The following is a 17,729-nucleotide window of genomic DNA, read 5'->3' as shown; positions in this document are numbered from 1 at the left end:
TAATTACACTTCAATGGCTCATAGCAAAACCAAAAAAGCGGTTTCTGAAAATCAATTTGGAGGTTGATTTTCAGAATTTCCTTTTGTTATTTTTTCCAGAATCTTTAAGAGGGTTTTCTTTTTTGTTTTTGCTTCTTCTAAAAGTTGTTCTAAGCTTTTAGGAGGTTTATTTTTTTTCTTCCGATTCATTCTAATTTTATTTACATCGATTTAGTAAATGTAGAATGACAGCATAGGTTTTTGAAAAAAAGGACTATTACAAAAACACTCTCGGGCAAAAAAATATCACCCAAAAAACACTCAAAATAAGACAAAACAAACTAGACCAAGTACTTAGCTTAAATTTAAATTGATAGTTAATGTGGTCTAAATGGTATTTAGATAAGTAGAGAGATTTACTTTTTCATTGGTCAGATCAAACTTTTTACGAAGTCTGGTTCGGGCATTTTCAATAGCTTTAAAAGATTGCCCTGTAATTTGAGAAATTTCTTTTGTAGTAAGATCGAGATATAAGAGCGCGCATAACCTGCGGTCTTTTGGAGTTAGTGAAGGATAATCGACGGTTAATTTGTCAAAAAAAGATTTATGAACCTGTTCAAAACTTATTTCAAATTCTTTCCAGATATCGGTATTCAAATTCTTTTCCAAACGCTTTAAAACTATATCAATAGCTTGCTGCATTTCTTTATTAACCGTTTTAAGCTTAATCTGTTTAAGATCAGTAAGGATTTCATTAATATTATCGGTACGATGTATTTCTGCCATTGCCTTCCCTATAAGAACCTTTTTCTTGGCTTCAAGGCTTTCGTTTAAGGCTTGCATCTTTGTATTTAATTTCTCTTTTTCAAGTTGATTTTTAATATTCCTGTTTCGGAATTTTATCAGTAAAATAATTAAAATCAATATGCCAACAACCAATATCAATCCAACTACATAATACTTAAATCGCTTTTTTTGTTCAAGAAGTGTTTTTATTTGAGTTCGAACTTTATAATCCTGCTCCAGTTTTATTCTTTCTATGTTTACAGCCTTTTCTTCGACATTTATACTGTCGTTAATGGCATTGTATTTCTGAAAATAATAAACCGCATTTTTATAATCTTCTTTACTAACATATACCTGATACAGTATTTTGTTCAGGTTTAAACCGGAATAACTGTACTGATTTTCTTTGCATAATTCCAGTGCTTTTTTTGCATTTACAATTACAGCATCATAATTTTTTTCTTTTAGATTGTATTCAGAAAAAGACTCGTATACAAAAGCTTCTACTGTATTATTAACCCCTTTGTTTACTAAAGAAAAGGCTTCATTAAAATAATAATCTGCATTTTTATTGTCTTTTTTTAAACCATAAGCACGTGCTATATTAGTACATACATTGACCTTTAGGTCATTGTCTTTTATCGTCTTATTTATTAAATAAGCTTTTTGATAGTAATAAAGTGAAGAATCTAAATTTTTCTTTAGATATAAGGTACCTATATTGTTTAATATTTTTATAAGCTTGACCGAATCATTTTTAGATTGTTGATAGCGATATACATTTAAGAAATATTGTAATGCTTTTTCTTTATTATTTCCTACTGCATAAATAATCGCCAGATTGTTTTCTAGTTTTGCTACTTCTTCAGTGTTATCATTATTTTTGTAAATATCATATGCTTTTAGGTAATATTTTAAAGCAATATCCAATACATCTTTTGAATTATACATTTTGCCCGTCGTAGTGTAAACCTGTGCTAAAGCGAGATCTGGTTCCTTTGTTTTTTTTGCTTCAGCTTCAGCTAATTCAAGGTACTTTATAGCTCTGTCCCAATCTGTTGTTTGCAGTCTTAATGCAATCTTACTGCACAGTTCAACCTTTTTTTGATGATCACTGATACTATTCACGCTATCAATGAGTTCTTTTGTTGACTGTGAATGAATACTAAAAGAAAGAAGAAATAATATAGAAAATAATCGTGTCATCATAGAAAAACGCTAAAGAAATGTTTCAAATTTAAATAAAAAAAATAGGATAAATAGTACATAAATACTAAAAAGAAGAAATATAAATTGCCTTAAATTTGAAGTTATAACTATTTTAAACGACTATTATTATAATCAATATCCAATTAAAAAGCCGTCTCAAACATAATTTGAGACGGCTTTTTGTTTATTTTTTTTAAGAATCTTAATTCGCTGTTGGAAGTACAATTCCTGTTTGATCTATTAAATAAAGTAAACTTGTCATTGTTGCAGCTCCAAGTTCTAATTCTCTTTTGTTAATAGCATCAAATTTATCATTTGCTGCATGGTGATAATCAAAATAACGTTGAGAATCTGGTTTTAAACCTGCTTTAACGATCGTTTTAGACGTTAAATGATCAATATCTGATCCGGCGTGCCCAATTGTAAAACTATGAACTAAGTAAGGCTCAAAAAAGTCTTTGAACCCTTGTATTTTTTTGAAGTTTACATCATCTGCCTGAATAGAAAATCCTCTTGGAGAAAATCCTCCTGAATCACTTTCTAAAGCAAAAATATGATTCTCGTTCTTTTGTTTTGCAACTTCTTCGTATTTCGCACCGCCTTTTCCGCCGTTTTCTTCATTCATGAAAAGAACAACACGAATCGTATTTTTAGGTTTGTAGTTTAAGTTTTTAAGAATACGAATTACTTCCATACTTTGCACAACCCCTGCTCCATCGTCATGAGAACCGTCTGCCAAATCCCAAGAATCTAAATGTCCGCCAACTACCATAACATTCTCCGGAGTTACTGTTCCTGTTATTTCACCAATTACGTTGTATGATAAAGCATCAGGTAAAGTTTCGCAAGATTGTTTGAAATAAAATTTCAAAGCCGGATTGCTTTTCAGGAATTTACTCAACAACTCAGCTCCATTTGTACTTATTGCAGCTGTTGGAATGTATTGCTCTTTTGGCAAATCGCCATAACTTTGAGCTCCTGTATGCGGAAAATCGTCTAAACGTAAATTCATAGAACGAACAATTGTTCCTACCGCTCCCAGTTTTGCAGCTTCTTTTGCTCCTGCAAATCTCTGATCTACACAAGCTCCGTATGATTTAAAAGTTTCAATATTTTCCGGATCCATTGGTCTGTTAAAAAACACAATTTTACCTTTTACTTTATCTCCTAATTCACCAAGTTCTTTTATACCCTGAACTTCAATAACTTCTGCCGTAAGTCCTGTTTTTGCTGTTGCTACAGAACCTCCTAAAGCGCAAATTGGCACTACAGTTTTAATTTTTCCGTCAAGAATATAAGCTGTTTCTTTTTCACCACGTACCCAATGCGGCACCATAACTTCTTGTAAATACACTTTGTCAAGTCCTAAACTTTCTAATTGAGACTTGGTGTAATTAACTGCCAGCTGTGCATTTTGAGATCCTGATAAACGGGCTCCAATATCGTTAGACAAATACTCTAACCAAGTATAACATTTAGACTCGGTTAAGGCTTTTTTATAAAATAATTTAATGTTTTTTTCATCATTTGATTGCGCAAAAGATGTCAATCCGTTTAAAACTAAAACAGTTAAAAGAATCGTTTTTTTCATAGGTTAATGGCTTTTTTCAGGTTACTTAATCTGCTATTGATAGCTGTACAAAGGAACAAAATTCTTTTAATAACTCATGGAGATTTAGTGAACCTTTTTCTGAAAATTAGTTACAAAATTATTTTACTTCAATAAGTTTAGTTTTTGTACTAATACCGTTTTCATTAAAGGCTTCAACTGTAAAATAATATGTAGTGCCTTTATCCAGACCTCTAAAGTCATACAAACTTTCATCATAAACCATAATTGTATTGTATAATTTATCCGGAGCAATTCCGTAATAAATATTATATCCAATGGCATCATTTTGTTTTTTCCATGTAATCATTGCATTACGGGAATCTTTGGCATTTCTGTTTACTTTAAAACTGGAAACCGGTTTTGGTTTTGCGGCTAATCCGTTGCCAAAAACCCTGAAATCTGAAACAGCAAATAATCCCGAAGCATTATGAATATTTTCCATTTTGATGTAACGGGCCTCAATTGCTTTTGATAATTCGACATAATCATGCGGAACATCTTTATCATTTTGAGATTTATCAACCACCAAAGTCCAGTTTACAGCATCATCAGACATATAGATTTTATACTGATAATAAATATCCATTGCTTTATTGTATTGCGTTGCTTTGTGATCGGCATAATTGATTTGCAACGCATTTATTTGCATTTTTCTGCCTAAGTCAAGTTGCAGCCATTCGCCCGGATTACTTGTTTTTGCAGACCAATACGTCTGAATATTTTCATCTGTTAAATTGTTCGCGCCGTAGCAAAATTTTTCATAGACTTTTTTTCCTCCGTTATCCATTCTGTGCGTTTCCACTTCCATACATTCTTCAGAAGACGAAACTGTCACGGGTTTTTTATACGATAATAACATCCAGCCCGAAGAAGCTCCCTGTTCATGATTACGCAATTTTGTTGGAAGCGTTATCGGAAAATCTCCATAAGAAGTATTCGAATACATTACATCATCTTTATCAAATCCGGCAGGAAACATATCAATACGACGCTCAAAACGGTCTTTTATCGAAATTTTGCATGTTCCTGTATTCCAGTAATTTCCGTAATTATCTGCAAAAGTATTTCCGTGTCCGGCACCAATTACAAAACCTCCGGGTTTATACGACATCGGATTATGTTTTTGATATACAAATGGTCCTAACGGATTGTCGCCAACGTGAACTCCGTTTGCATAACCTTTAAATTCTGTTGCCGGCGCGCCATATTGCATATAATATTTACCGTTGTGTTTGGTCATCCAGGCGCCTTCAATAAAATTACCCCAAGGCGCAGGTTCCATATCATTATTTGGTCCAAAACGCTCCCAACCGTGCAAAGTTGGGTCTAAACCAACAACTGCTTTTGCCTGACCGTATGGTTTTTGAATATCTTCGACTTCTGTTGCGGCATATAATGGTGCATAATCGGCTTGATTTCCTTTCGGAAGCCATGTTTTATAATCTACTTCTACGCCTACAAGAGGCAATTTTCCGCTTGAACCATAATACATATAGACTTTTTTATCATCATCCTGAAAAATTGCAGGATCCCAGGTTGGCAGCATTGCTTTATCAACATGTCGTACCCATTTTCCTGATTTTGGATCGGCTGTTTTCCAAACCGGATGATCTTTTTTCCATGTTGAACCTACATAAAATAAAGTGTCGTTTACAACCCACGCAGCTGGCGCGCATTGATCATCATCTCCCGGCTGTCTTTGAAAACTTCCATAAACAAAATTCCAGTCAGACATGTCTTTACTCCAAAAGAAACCAGCCTGATTTGTGGCAAATAAATAATATTCGCCTTTATAAGTAATAATCACAGGATCAGCACTTGAACGTCGGGATTCCGGAATTCTGTTGTGATTAAAAGTCGTATAATTGTAACCAATATTGATTGGATTACAATACGTTGATGCGGGTTTATTAGGATCAAACCATTCTGTTTTGCCAGGAATACTGGATTTTTGTGCCGCGATATTGGTATTAAATCCTATCAAAAGCAACAAAAGCGATATAGACGATAGTTTATACATTTCTTTTATTTTTTATGTTTTGTGTTTCAAAAATTAAAATTGATAATGGTGCAAAAATTAAGACATAGATTTGATCTGAAATCCGTACTATTTTTAATACATTTTCAGACTAAAAAACTATAAAAAAACCCTCCGTATAACCAGTACGAAGGGCAATAACTAATTAACAAACCAATTATTTAGTTAACTCAAAACTAACTTTCTTATCGGCATTTGAATTTCCTCCAACGAAAACATCAAACAGCCCGGTTCTGCTACAAATTGTAAATCAGAATTATAAAATTTTAAATCTTCAACAGTAAGATCAAATGTTACTGTTTGTTTCTCCCCTTTTTTAAGGGTTATTTTTTGAAAGTTTTTCAATTCTCTAACCGGTCTTGTTACTGAACCAACTAAATCTCTGATGTATAACTGAACGGTTTCTTTTCCGTCGTAATTTCCTGTATTAGCAACATCAACAGTTACTTTTAATTTTCCGCTAAAGTTCATTTTATCAGATGAAATTTTCAGGTTTGAATAATCAAAAGATGTATAACTTAAACCAAAACCAAATGGAAATAATGGTTCGTTTCTTTCATCGATGTAATTTGATCTGAATTTTTCAAATTTTCCTTCTGTATTAGAAAGTGGTCTTCCTGTATTTTTGTGCGCATAATAAATTGGCAATTGTCCAACGCTTCTTGGGAAAGTTGAAGTCAATTTTCCGGAAGGATTTACATCTCCAAATAAAACATCGGCAATAGCGTAACCTGCTTCGCTACCTGCAAACCAAACATTTAAAATAGCAGGAACTGTCGCATTTTCATCTGTTATTACTAACGGACGACCGTCGAATAATACTAAAACAACTGGTTTTCCTGTTTTTAATAATGCATTTAATAAATCTTTTTGTGCTTGCGGAATTTCCAATTTTGTACGGCTGCTTGATTCTCCGCTCATTTCTGCAGATTCTCCAAGTGCTGCCACAATTACATCTGATTGATTTGCCACTTTTAAAGCTTCTGCCAATAATTCTTCTTTAGAACGTCCATCTCTATGTAACGTTTTACCAAACATTGTTGCGTTTGTTTCAAAAGTTTCATCGTAATCTAAGTTGCTTCCTTTTGCATATAATATTTTTGTAGAAGTTCCTGCAACTTCTTTAATTCCTGCTAATAATGATATAGCATTTTCCATTTTTGTCGCCACACTCCAGGTTCCCGGCATGTTTTCTTTAGCATCTGCCAATGGTCCGATAAGTGCAATAGTTCCAGATTTTTTAAGAGGCAATACCTGATTTTGATTTTTTAATAAAACCAATGACTGTGCAGAAATTGATCTTGCTTCTTTTCTGCTGCTTGCTGTAAAAATTTCTGTTTTTGCTCTTTTTTCATCACAATATTTATACGGATCTTCAAATAATCCTAAGTCATATTTTGCTTCTAAAATAAGTTTTACAGCATTGTCTATTTGTGAAATTGTAACTCTGTTTTCGTCTAATGATTTTTTTAGAGTAGTTAAAAAACCTTCTCCAACCATATCCATTTCTACACCGGCGTTTAGAGATAAAGCGGATACATCTTGTAAATTACCCATTCCGTGTTCGATCATTTCAGGAATTCCTGTAAAATCTGTTACCACAAAACCTTTAAAACCCCATTGTTTTCTTAAAACATCGGTCATTAACCATTTGTTTCCTGTTGCAGGAATTCCGTCGATTTCATTAAAAGACGCCATAACTGATCCTACACCGGCATCAACAGCGGCTTTGTAAGGTGGAAAATAATCGTTGAACATTCTGATATGACTCATATCAACCGTATTATAATCACGTCCACCTTCTGGTGCTCCGTATAAAGCAAAGTGTTTTACACAGGCTAAAATAGAGTTGTTTTTAGAAAGATCGTGTTGTTGGTATCCGTTTACCATTGCCTTTGCAATCTGGCTTCCTAAATACGGATCTTCACCTGAACCTTCTGAAACTCGTCCCCAACGCGGATCACGAGAAATGTCGACCATTGGCGAAAATGTCCAGTTAATTCCATCGGCACTTGCTTCCTGCGCTGCGATTTGTGCACTTCTTTCGATCAAATTCATATCCCAGGTACATGATAATCCTAACGGAATTGGAAATGTAGTTTCGTAACCATGAATTACATCCATACCAAAAAGTAATGGAATTTTTAAACGGCTTTGTTCAACTGCAATTTTTTGAACTTCTTTAATTTTTTGTACCGATTTTATGTTGAATAAACCTCCAACTTTTCCTTCGGCAATATTTTTTGCAACATTAGAACTATTAGCTTGTCCTGTAGTAATATCTCCGGAAGTTGGTAAATTTAACTGCCCTAGTTTTTCGTCTAAAGTCATTTTTGAAAGTAACTCGGCTACAAACTCAGATTTCGGTTTAATTTTTACGGCATTTTTAGTGTTCTTTTTTGGGCGTAACCCAAAACAGCACATCCTAAAAATAGTAAGACTAATTTCTTTTTCATTCTATTGTTTTTATTTATTTGTATTTGTTTTAATCTGTTTAAGCATCCAGTCATAAATTTCAGGATTGTCATAAACTCTTGTCCAGCTATCGTGACCTGCGTCATCAAAAATGGTCAATTGAACATCTTTGGCATTGCATTTTTTCAATTCTTTGTAAATCGAAATTGCATAATCTACTTTTACCACATCGTCTAATAATCCGTGATAAATTCTGGTTGGAATAGCGGCAATTTTACAGGCGTTTTCCTGTTCTATCAAATCAACAAAACCGGAAATTGGCACGATTGCAGCAAACTTTTCAGGATATGAAAGCGCTAAATTCCACGCTGCCCATCCTCCGGAACTCAAACCTGTAACATATATTCTGTCAGGATCTATTTTGTTCTCTTTCTGAATTTTTAAAATCAATTCATATATAGATTCAATGCTCCATTTTTCATCTTCTTTACATTGCGGAGCTAAAACATAAGCATCTAATGCATGCGTTTTTATATATTTTAAAGGTCCGTGAATTTTTACTTTTTCAATATCAGTTCCTTTTTCTCCATCGCCGGAAATAAAAACTATTAATGGCTTTTTCTCTTTTGTATTAGCCGGTTTATGTAAAGCGTAACCTAATTCATAATTGGCTACAATTACTGTTTTTATTTTTCCGTTTGTCTCTTTTTGTGCAAAACACATCGCAGAAAAAAGAAGCATTATTAACGCTATATTGTTTTTAATTTTTAACACCATTAAAATCCGTATTTTCCAGATTTAAATCCAAGTTTTACTAAACCTTGTTTTACTTCGGGAGCATTCATGAATAATTTCCACAATAATCCTGTGCGATAATTTTCGATCATCACAACTTCCGGCCCTGATCAATTGCTAAATAACGTTTTGCAACCCAGTTATTATTCTGTAAACTCAAAGCATCATAAAAACCGGCAGTTCCCCAGGTTTCTTTTTTATGATTATCATATAAATTACGAATCACAGCCATCGATTCTTTTGGTGTGTAAACAATTGAACTTATTGCAGCCGTTGGCGACATAACACCCTGATCGTTACTTGGCATGTGTGCATTATAACCTATCGAACCGTCAGGATTTCTTGAATATGAAGCACTTAATCCCCAATAATCAGGACTATAACCTTTCTTTGGGTTTTCTACACAATATTCATAATTGATTTTAGTTTGATTTACATTCAAATCCCAATAATTTGCATATTTATCGCTCAATTGCGTTGGATCAAGTCCAACATAAGAATAATGAGCCCAAAATAATGGTCCGCCAAATTCTTCTGCTCCGTTGTGTTTTAAAACTAACGGAATATTATATTTTGTTTTTGATGAAACGATTCCGCCGCTTCTTGCCCAGCCTTCGTGATATGCTTTAGCGTCAATTGTATGTGTTGGCGATGATGCAGCCAAAACATAAGTAATTAAGCATTCGTTATATCCTTCTAGAGGAAAATTCATTTGCCAGTCGTAAGTTGGCGACCAATGCCAGTATAAAACGTTTTTGTTGTTTGTATACCAATCCCATTCAACACCTTTCCAAAGTGCATCATATTTTTGAGCTACTGCTTTTTCTTTTTCGGATCCGTCTTTTAAATATTCGCGAACCGTAATCATCCCTGCAACCAAAAATGAAGTTTCGACTAAATCTCCACCATTATCCTTGGTTCCAAAAGGTTTTACTTTTCCTGTATTTCCGTCTATCCAATGCGACCATGCTCCGTGAAAACGATCGGCTTTGCCTAAAAAATCAGCAATTTTGTTTAGTCTTTCAACACCTTGTTCTTTGGTAATATATCCTTGTGAAATTCCGGAAACAATAGCCATTAATCCAAAACCTGAACCTCCTGTAGTTACAATGTTTGCATCATTATCAGGATAAACTCCATCAGGATGATAACGTTCTCTTGCTAATCCGGAGTTTGGTTCTGCATAATCCCAGAAATACTTAAAGGTTTCTTTTTGAACCACGTTTAAAAGTTGCTCATCAGATAATTTCTCAGTAGCAGTATTTCCTTCTGCATTCTCTTTTGATTTGTCCGTATTTGAACCACAACCAAAAAAGGTAAAAGCTATTAGTAAAACCGAAATTCTAATCATTATAAAAAATTTATGGAATTTATAAATAATCACTTCCTTCGATTTGAAGGAAGTGATTTAGTATTTTAATTAGTAACCACCAGGGTTTTGTTGCGAAAGTCCATCCGCTTCTCTCATGAATGAAGTTGGAAGAGGCCATAATTCATGTTTTCCAACAATGAATATTTTTCCATCTGCAGCCATGGCATCTTTAGCCTGACCTGTTCTAACGATATCAAACCATCTGTCATGTTCAAAAGCTAATTCTAATCTTCTTTCTTTATAGATTGCTTTTCTAATATCATCTTGAGAAGTAAAAGGCGTATCGCCTAAACCTGCTCTTTTACGAATTTGATTTATTAACGGAATAGCCAATGGTGTTTGTCCTAATTCGTTCAAAGCCTCTGCTTTCATCAATATTACTTCAGCATATCTTAAATATCTAAGATTAGTATCTGTAAATTCCTGATTATAAAATTCTGATGAATATGCTTTATAATTGTATCTTGCATTTGCTACAGATTCTGGTACTGGTGTTCCATCATATAAAACTGAACCTCTAAAAATAATAGTCGCAGCTCTTCGCACATCCCCTGCTTCATAAGCATTAGCTAAACCTGCTGTTGGCGTATTAAAACCCCAACCCCAGCCTCCGGCACCACGTGGAGCCTGAGAAACTGAATAATTACCAATTCCAAATCCCGAGTAGAAGTTCCTCCAATTCCATCAATCTCAAAAATAGATTCCGGACCAAATTCTCCTTCTTTTTTATATTGAGAAGAGTAATCTGCTACTAAAGAATATCCTGTAACTTTATCACAATTGTCAATTACTTTTTGCCAGTTTTTTTGATATAAATTCACTTTTGCCAGTAAAGCATAAGCTGAACCTTTAGAAACACGTGTTCTGTCTTCTGCTCCATAAGCCGATTTCTCTGGCAAATTTGCAATCGCATCAGTTAAATCTTTTTCTATAAAAGCATAAACTTCTGCCGGTGTTTTACGCGTAAGCTGCATAATTCTGTCTTCTTCTGATGCGGGAACTGGTAAGTGGTCAACGATAGGAACTCCACCATATCCTCTTACCAAAGTAAAATACATAAAAGCTCTCATAAATTTAGCCTCTCCCTCTAATCTTACTTTTAAACTTGGTGTAACTTTAGTCATCTTAGGAAAAATAGCTAAAGCCTGATTACATCTGTTTATTCCTGCATAATTAGCATTCCACGTAGATTGAAATGATGCAGTTGAAGCGTTATAGGTTAAAGCATCGATAATATCTTTATCTCCACCTGCATCTCCCGGATCTGAACCTTTATCAGCATCATCTGAAATAATACTTGAAACGGCATTCCAACCAAAAGAAGACATATCCCAGCCTAAAAACTGATTATAAATCGCTGTTACAAAAGTTTTGGCTCCTGCATCATTATTTACTAACTCTACATCTGCAGGAACTGACTCTGTAGGGTTTACATCTAAGAAATCATCTGAGCAACCGGAAAAAAACAATCCAGAAAGCACAAATATTGATATATATAATCTTTTCATAATATTAAAATTTTAAATTAACACCTACAACAAATGATCTCAATGACGGGTAAGCATCTAGCTCAACCCCCTGAGTGCCTTCAACAAGTTTACCATCACTTGTAACGTCTGGTGAAAATCCTGAGAATTTTTGAGAAATAAACGGATTGATTGCGTTTACATATATTCGGCAAAAGCTAATAAACTGATCTTCTTTAAGAGGTAATTTATACCCTAAAGTAATGTTATTGATTCTAAAGAAATCTGCTGATTCAAGATAATAAGTTGAAGCAAATGGTGTCACGTTTGAAGGTGCAGGATTAGAAGCTGTTGTATTTGTAGGTGTCCAAAAATCATTAGCTAAAGATGCTTCTATGTTTTCTCCTCCAAATCTTTGTGCTTTCTTCCCATTATATACTTTTGCTCCTCCTGTTCCATACCCGTCAACAGAAAAATCAATATTTTTATAATTTAATCCTAAAGTAACCCCGTAAGTAGAAGATGGTAAAAGTGAACCTGCATATTTCTTGTCTTCAAGTTCATCTAAAGCTGTTTGAACAACTTTTGTTCCATTTGCTTTATAGTACAGCATTTGGCCATTTGTTGGGTCAATACCTGCATATTCATACATAAAATAACTGCCTAAAGGATGTCCTACTGAAGTATTATCAAGAATTTTGGTATTTTGACCGTTTCCTAAACTTCCTCCAATTATCGGAGATAGTTTAACATTTTTAAGGCTTGTAAGTTCATTTTTATTATGAGAAAAATTACCTCCAACCCAGTAGCTTAAATTGTCATTTATTTTATCATCCCAACGTAACGCGATTTCATATCCTTTATTAGAAACTTCTCCAACATGTGCCGGTGTCGCTAATGTAATTCCTGAAGTTGAATACGGGGTAACATTTAAAATTGTATTTGTTGTTTTTTTATCATACAAATCAAAAGACCCTTTTAATCTGTTATTCAATAATTCAAAATCAAAACCTCCTGAAAGTTCCTCGACAATTTCCCATGATAAATTAGGATCTACCTGAGAATTAATTGTGGTACCGGGACCAAGATCCGGATAATCTAATCCAGAAGTAAATACCTGAGTATTAAGCGGTACATTTTGATTTCCTAATCTACCCCAAGAACCTCTTAGTTTTAACAAATTAATTGGCTCAACATTACTTAAAAAGCTTTCTTTCGATATAATCCAACCCAAACCAACTGACGGGAATGTTCCCCAACGTTTATCTTCAGCAAATTGTGATGATCCATCACGTCTTACTGTTCCGGTAAACAAGTATTTATCCAGCAATTTGTATTGAAAACGTGCAAAATAAGATGCTAATCTTCTTTGATTCAAAGCTTCATCTTTATAACCAGTTACAGAGCTTGCAACATTTACATCTTTTAAAGACCAATAATTAGAATTTGGATTTACATTTTTTCTATCAATCGTTAACTTCTCTCTCGTTCCTTGAACATTAGCCTCAATACCTGCGGTAACTTCAACGTCGTGAATTTCTGCAAAAACTTTATTATAAGTAAAATAGTTAGATAAATTCCAATTGAAGTATTGGTCTCTACCTCTGGTTAACGTATTTATATTCAAACTTGTTGGATAATCTGCTTCTGTACGAGTAGGGTCTACCGATAGCCAAAGTGCTGTATTATCAACATAATTATACTGTTTGTAAGTATAAAACTCACCATTAAATTGTGATGTAAATTTTAATGATTTAATTATATCATAATCTAATTTCAAACCTCCCTGTAAAATAACACTTTGCTGCTGCTCATTAGTATAATCTAATTGAGGAGCAGGATTTCCAACATTGTTAAAGGATGCTCCTGTTTCAGCTACAATTCCATTTGAAACAAATGGTACACCATATTTTCCATCGGCATAACGTACAGGAACAATTGGGGCTTGTCTGTAAGCATTAGTAAATGCGCTCAAAGGCATTGGTGTGTTTTTTATAGTACTTACACTTAAATTTTGGCTTATTCTAACTTTATCTGAAAGCTTAAACTCGTTATTACTTCTAATAGTAGTACGTCCGTAATCAGATCCATTCAGGATTCCTTTTTCTTCGTAATTTCCAACACTAAAAAAATATTTTACATTTTCTGAAGATCCTGAGATTGCGATATTGTTTTGAGTATAAGATCCTGTTCTTGTGATCTCGTCCAGCCAATCAGTATTATAAGGTTGATTAGCAGAGAATCTTCCTTGTGGAAAATCATTACTAAAAGCAGCATTACTATAACGAACATATTCTTCGCTATTTGCCATTTTAACTGTTTTCAAAGGAGTTCTAACACCTGCAAAGCTTTCAACCTCTACATTCATTTTTCCTTTTCCGGATTTAGTTGTAATCATGATTACACCATTTGCACCTCTGGTACCATAAATAGCTAAGGAAGAAGCATCTTTTAAAATCTCATAAGATGTTATATCATTAGTATTAATGTTATTGATGTTTTCTGTAGGCATACCATCTACAACATAAAGAGGATTTCTTCCTCCTAATGCCGTACCGGCTCCTCTAATTACAACTGAAGGCGTGCTTCCCGGAGCATCTGAAGTTGATACCTGAACACCCGCTGCTTTACCTTGTATGGCTTGCGAAGCATTAGCAACTTTCATTTTAGTAATTTCTTCAGACTTAATTGAGCTTACAGCCGAAGTATTATCAATTTTCTTTCTGGTTCCGTAACCAATTACAACTACTTCTTTTAGTGCTGTATCACCAGATTCTTTTAATGTAACTGTCATTGGTGTTGTTGTTGCCGGCACAGAGACAGCATCAAAACCCAACATTGAGATTTTTATAATCTCACCCTCTTTGGCGTTTATTGTAAAATTTCCATCAAAATCAGCATCAGCAGAAGTTCTTGAAGTTGGAGCACTAATAACAGCTCCAGGTACTCCCATTCCACTACTGTCTACTACTTTTCCTTTAATTGCTTGTCCAGACATATAAGCCGGAAGCAGCAAGAGTGCTAAAAAGCTAAAAATAAAATTTTTCATACAGTTCGTAATCGTTTAAGTTAGTAGAGCCAAATTAAACAATTACAACGTTGTAGTACATCAAATACCACTACTACATAGCTACATCATTATGTTAAATCATTTATATACACTACTAATAATCAACATTTTAAATGTTAATTTTATTTCCTTAACATAACCTTATGATGTAGTAATGATGTATTTGAATTATATAAAAAATGATGTGGAAAAATATAAAATCTGTAAAAAACAAATACGAATCTTACAGACTTAATAAAAACTTTGACAGGTTTTCTTCCTGAGCGAGATTTAATTTCTTTCTTAGACGATATCTGTGCAATTCTACACCTCTAAATGAGATGTTCATCATAGGTGCAATTTCCTTTGAAGAAAGATTCATTTTAAGATAAACACAGAGTTTTATATCTTTTGGAGTTAGATTTGGAAACTTTTTTGAAAGGTTAATGATAAACTCATTATGTATTTGATTTAAATTAGTCTCAAAAATTTCCCATTCGTGTTTATTGACTTCATTTATCTTAATGGTTTTCTTGATTTCACTTTTAAGTTTATTAAAGTCTTTTTCAGAATCCAGAATATTTTGAATATTTTCGATCATTTCACTTTGCTTGGCTATAGACAATGATTTTCCGGCAACTTCTGATGATTTTGTCTGCAGTTCGAGTTCTAAAATATGTTTTTCGTATTCCTGAATATTTAGTTCGTTCTCTGCCTTCAACTCCATTTCAAGAATTTCTCGTTGGTGCTTTAATTCCTCTGCCTGCAATTTTAATTTCTGCATATAGCGAAGTTTATTCCATTTATAATAGAAAAATAAAACTCCTCCAATTACCAGCAAGTATAATAGAATCATCCAAAAAGAAAAATACCAGGGCTGCGCTACTTTAAATTCAAAATTGGACACTTTATCATAATTCGCTCCATCATGTTTATAAATTTCTATAGCATGATAACCACTGCTTAAATTATTCAGCAAAATCAATCCATCTGAAATTGGAGTAAAATCTTTGCTTTTATTAAGTTTGTAAAATAAATTAGGTTTACTGGCTCCATAAATTCCTGATATAACATTGATTTTTAATTCTGTATTATATTTAATTTTAGAATCATCAGGAATCAAATTTTCATCATTAAAAGCCTCAACTTTTATTTCTGTGTTTTGTTTGTTTTCATACTTTAACTGCAGAGAAATAAAACCATCATCGAGATTTAACAGATAATGATTCTTGTTTTTGAAAATTCTTAAATTATCGTTGATTAGTTTTCCTTTATAATATTTCTCCTGAATTATATTCCACACAAATTTATTTCCCTTGACATATATATGATATAAAATTCCGTCCTGAAGTACCATAAAATGATCTTCGTCGATGCTAATAACATCAGAAACATTCTTGAAATTTTGATTAAACAACTCACTCTCTTCAAGTTGATTGGTGATTGAATTATAGGTATACCAGGCATTATTAATCAAGAACAGGATCTCATTTCTGAATTCAAAAATCTTAACTCCAAAATCATTATTAATCTTACTTTGCTGTGTTATATTCTCTATTTTTTTTGTTTTATAATTATCGTCGTATAAAACACGATACAAACCACGATAATTATCTGCTGCCCATATTTCATTTTTTTTATTCTGAGCGGCATATTTTATAGGCTTCGAAAGATTATTTATTATTTTGTATTGCGTCAGATCTGCAGGATTATCATAAACAAGAATCCCACTGTATGTTGACTGAAAATAAATATTATTAATATTACTTTTGGATAAATTCCAACCGCCGCTTACTTTGTTAATTTTGGATAAAGAACCATTCTCATACGAAAATGTACCATCATTATGTCCAATGATATACTTATCATTTATTTTAGTAATATTCCAGGCTTGTCCCTGAGTATTTGGTATCATTTTAAACTTGCCTGAATCAAATTCAAAAAGACCGTGATTAGAGGCAATTAAATAGCCTTTATTTGTTGTCGCAACGGAATAAATAGATCCTAAAGTTCCTGAGTTATCATAAAAAAACGATATTGGAGAATTTACTTCAACATGTGCAATTCCGTTATCAAGTCCAAGCCATAAATCGTTTTCCTTATCGAAACCAATACTCAAAATAGAGTTATTCATCAGGACATTACTTCTATTGATATTTTTATACGTATCTGTATTAAAATCATAAATAAAAACGCCTCTGTTTCCTGTTCCTATAACGAGTTTATTTGCTTTAATAAACTTGGCAACGTTGATTGTTGCTGCTTTTAAAATTTCATTTAAAGGATTATTCCATGGTTTTAAACCTGTTTTTTCAATAATAAAAATCCCTTTTTTCTGAGTGAAAATATAATATTTGTCCTGATGTTTTTCAATCGCATGCACCACTGTATTCTTCAAAACATTCCATCCTTTTGGATTCGATATTTTTGAACCATCCATTTTAAAAAGACCTTTTTCAACCGAAGCAACATAAACATTATTGTTGATTACAAAGCAATAGGAAATTAAAAAAGGAAATTTGATTTTCTGAATATGCGTTCCGTCATAAATAAAAATATCATTAAAAGACTGGAAATAAATAGAACCATTAAACCTGAAAATTTTCCAGATTTCTTCATTGTCTTTTTCATCAAATAAATGCAGGTTTTTGGTAATCGAAACATAACGCATTTTACCCTCTTTTCTGTACCAGTAACCAAATTCCTTATAAGAACCGGAATAGATTTTATCGCCTTCAATCATAATCGAGCGAATAATGGTTTTATTTGGCAAAGCATATTTTTCCCAGGTTACGCCATCATACCGCAGTAAATAATGATTATTGGCAAAATACATAGCTTTATCATTACCCTGAGCCACATTCCATATTTGGTTGTCACCCTGATAATCTGATTTATTATAATTTTCTACGAAAGGAAGTAATTCTTGTGCTTGGATTTGAAAAGCAATGAAAAAGAAAAAAAATGATTTTAAAAGTATTGATTTCAAAGTATTCGGATTTATAGTC

General features: G+C 33.1%; 6 protein-coding genes and 3 pseudogenes. All 9 read right to left on the bottom strand.

Features of this window, described 5'->3' with window-relative positions:
* Positions 1-366 precede the first annotated feature (366 nt).
* The 9 genes and pseudogenes from OLM54_RS03050 to OLM54_RS03010 all read right to left on the bottom strand — a co-directional run bounded on the left by OLM54_RS03050 (position 367) and on the right by OLM54_RS03010 (position 17,710).
* Positions 367-1,893, bottom strand: a complete 1,527-nt coding sequence (locus OLM54_RS03050; RefSeq protein ID WP_264537133.1) for a tetratricopeptide repeat protein — start codon at positions 1,891-1,893, stop codon at positions 367-369.
* A gap of 283 nt (positions 1,894-2,176) precedes the next feature.
* Entirely contained in the window at positions 2,177-3,565 is a 1,389-nt protein-coding gene (locus OLM54_RS03045) for a M20/M25/M40 family metallo-hydrolase (protein ID WP_264537132.1), read from the bottom strand.
* A 118-nt stretch (positions 3,566-3,683) separates the two neighbouring features.
* Positions 3,684-5,606, bottom strand: a complete 1,923-nt coding sequence (locus OLM54_RS03040) for a family 43 glycosylhydrolase (protein ID WP_264537131.1) — start codon at positions 5,604-5,606, stop codon at positions 3,684-3,686.
* A gap of 175 nt (positions 5,607-5,781) precedes the next feature.
* A pseudogene (bglX, locus tag OLM54_RS03035) lies at positions 5,782-8,048 on the bottom strand (beta-glucosidase BglX).
* 42 nt (positions 8,049-8,090) lie between these two features.
* Positions 8,091-8,780 (bottom strand): prolyl oligopeptidase family serine peptidase, encoded by a 690-nt coding sequence (locus tag OLM54_RS03030; protein ID WP_264537130.1) that lies wholly within the window; start codon positions 8,778-8,780, stop codon positions 8,091-8,093.
* 35 nt (positions 8,781-8,815) lie between these two features.
* Positions 8,816-10,185, bottom strand: a pseudogene (locus tag OLM54_RS03025) (glucoamylase family protein).
* 69 nt (positions 10,186-10,254) lie between these two features.
* Positions 10,255-11,714 (bottom strand): annotated as a pseudogene (locus tag OLM54_RS03020) (RagB/SusD family nutrient uptake outer membrane protein).
* A 4-nt stretch (positions 11,715-11,718) separates the two neighbouring features.
* On the bottom strand, positions 11,719-14,721 hold the full coding sequence (locus OLM54_RS03015; RefSeq protein ID WP_264537129.1) for a SusC/RagA family TonB-linked outer membrane protein: 3,003 nt from the start codon (positions 14,719-14,721) through the stop codon (positions 11,719-11,721).
* 244 nt (positions 14,722-14,965) lie between these two features.
* Positions 14,966-17,710: a LuxR C-terminal-related transcriptional regulator gene (locus OLM54_RS03010; RefSeq protein ID WP_264537128.1), complete on the bottom strand. Its 2,745-nt coding sequence runs from the start codon at positions 17,708-17,710 to the stop codon at positions 14,966-14,968.
* Between the last annotated feature and the right edge of the window lie 19 nt (positions 17,711-17,729).

Origin of the sequence: Flavobacterium sp. N1736, from assembly GCF_025947065.1 — a bacterium.
In the GTDB taxonomy this organism is placed as follows: domain Bacteria; phylum Bacteroidota; class Bacteroidia; order Flavobacteriales; family Flavobacteriaceae; genus Flavobacterium.
This window is presented reverse-complemented; position numbering and strand designations above follow the sequence as displayed.

Coding starts and splice junctions, on each gene's coding strand:
- OLM54_RS03045 (WP_264537132.1), bottom strand. CDS start 3,565: ATGAAAAAAACGATTCTTTTAACTGTTTTAGTTTTAAACGGATTGACA.
- OLM54_RS03040 (WP_264537131.1), bottom strand. CDS start 5,606: ATGTATAAACTATCGTCTATATCGCTTTTGTTGCTTTTGATAGGATTT.
- OLM54_RS03030 (WP_264537130.1), bottom strand. CDS start 8,780: ATGCTTCTTTTTTCTGCGATGTGTTTTGCACAAAAAGAGACAAACGGA.
- OLM54_RS03015 (WP_264537129.1), bottom strand. CDS start 14,721: ATGAAAAATTTTATTTTTAGCTTTTTAGCACTCTTGCTGCTTCCGGCT.